Consider the following 2,038-nt stretch of genomic DNA (forward strand, 5'->3'; position numbering starts at 1 on the left):
CTGTTAAATTTTTCAACAATTGTAAAGCGAGTTGAGAAAACTTTGCGTTTGTTTGTGAGATATTCAAATCCAACGTCCGCATCTGTTTCTTAGACGATACGGCGCAATGCCTGCTCTGATTTGAAAAAACACAAGATAGTCATTATACTTAGGCTCCTTTGTCAGAGGCATTCCCTCAATCCGGCAATACGCCCGAAATATCTGTTCCCCCTTTACAACACAGCCTCCATACAACCATACGAAGAAATTATTATGTCTGAAGAAAAACGCACCTGTTCATTCTGCGGGAAGTCCGAAAACGACGTTAAAAATCTGATCGAAGGCGAACACGCCTTCATCTGCAACGAATGTGTAGAAACTTGCGGCATGATGCTGCAAGACAACGAATCAGGCGAGATTGAAAACGAGCTTGCCAAAGTGAACGCAGAAAACACCGAGAAAAAACTGCCTACCCCGGCCGAAATCGTTGCCAACCTCAACGACCACGTTATCGGTCAGGAACACGCAAAAAAAGCGTTGGCAGTATCGGTTTACAACCACTACAAACGCCTGCGCCACCCGAAAGCAGAGGGCAAAGTCGAGTTGTCCAAATCCAACATCCTGCTCATCGGCCCTACCGGCTCAGGTAAAACTCTGTTGGCGCAATCTTTGGCGCGCAAACTGGATGTTCCTTTTGTCATGGCGGATGCCACAACTTTGACCGAAGCCGGTTATGTTGGTGAAGATGTCGAACAAATCATCACCAAACTTTTGGGCAAATGTGATTTTGACGTTGAAAAAGCCCAGCGCGGCATCGTTTATATCGATGAAATCGATAAAATTTCACGCAAAAGCGACAATCCATCCATCACGCGCGACGTATCCGGCGAAGGCGTGCAACAAGCCTTGCTGAAACTGATTGAAGGCACGGTAGCGAGCGTTCCTCCGCAAGGCGGCCGCAAACATCCGAACCAAGAATTCATCAACGTTGATACCACCAACATCCTCTTTATCTGCGGCGGTGCATTTGCCGGCTTGGAAAAAGTCATCCGCCAACGTACTGAAAAAGGTGGTATCGGCTTTGGTGCGGCGGTGCACAGCAAAGATGAAAACGCCGATATTTCAGCCCTGTTTGAAACAGTCGAGCCTGAAGACTTAATTAAATTCGGTTTGATTCCCGAGCTTATCGGCCGTCTGCCCGTGATTGCCACATTGGCAGAATTGGACGAAGATGCTTTGGTCAACATTTTGACCGAACCGAAAAATGCCTTGGTCAAACAATATCAAACCTTGTTTGCAATGGAAGATGTCGGTCTTGAGTTTGAAGAAGACGCCTTGCGCAGCATCGCCAAACTGGCGATGGAACGTAAAACCGGTGCGCGCGGCCTGCGCTCTATCGTCGAACGTTGCCTCTTGGACACCATGTACGCCCTACCGGATTTGAAAGGCGTAGCAAAAGTCGTCATCAATAAAGAGGTCGTGGAAAAAGGCGAACAGCCAAAACTTTTCCGTGAAGACGGCAGCGAATATAAGCAATAAGGATCATTCTCCGAAAAAGACGTGTACTCGCTACACGTCTTTTTTATTTTTTAATAAAACCAAAAGTATATCTTTGAATAATGGTCTTATACATGAAAAACAAAGGCCGTCTGAAACATATTCAGACGGCCTTTGTTTTCAAGTTGCTCTAAGTCTGCCTTCATCCGGAGTATTGATGAGAGTGACTTCCTTGAATTTTATGAAGCTTATTTTTTTACTTTTTTAACAGCTTTTTTAGCTGGAGCAGCTTTGGCGGCAGGTTCAGAAGCCGCAGCTTCAGGAGCAGCAGTTTCAGGAGCAGCTACAGGCTCAGATGCAGCAGGCTCGGAGGCAGCTGATTCAGCGGTACGTTGATAGCCTTTGTCTTTCATGCAGGCATCAAATACAGCGCGGTCAGCATTTTCACCAGATGCTTGTTGGCATTGAGTCATTGCTTCTTCAACAGTGATGCGTGGTGCTGCCGCTTCTTCAGGTTTGGAAGAAGAACAAGCTGCCAACATCAGACTACCGGTTGCAAGAG

The 2,038-nt window shown here is 46.7% G+C and carries 2 protein-coding genes; one reads left to right on the forward strand and one right to left on the reverse strand.

Going from position 1 to position 2,038, the window contains the following annotated elements; all coding sequences use genetic code 11:
• Positions 1 to 252: 252 nt before the first annotated feature.
• Positions 253 to 1,518, forward strand: a complete 1,266-nt coding sequence (clpX, locus tag ACTHUT_RS18965; RefSeq protein WP_250599948.1) for an ATP-dependent Clp protease ATP-binding subunit ClpX — start codon at positions 253 to 255, stop codon at positions 1,516 to 1,518.
• A 206-nt stretch (positions 1,519 to 1,724) separates the two neighbouring features.
• Here clpX and ACTHUT_RS18970 read toward each other — a convergent pair.
• Positions 1,725 to 2,038, reverse strand: a 314-nt coding sequence (locus tag ACTHUT_RS18970; protein ID WP_440419407.1) for a hypothetical protein, incomplete at its 5' end; no start/stop codon positions are given.

Source organism: Neisseria sp. P0022.S010 (genome assembly GCF_051956635.1).

Bases quoted from the DNA above. Each gene is read 5' to 3' on its own strand.
- clpX (WP_250599948.1), top strand. From the start codon at position 253: ATGTCTGAAGAAAAACGCACCTGTTCATTCTGCGGGAAGTCCGAAAAC.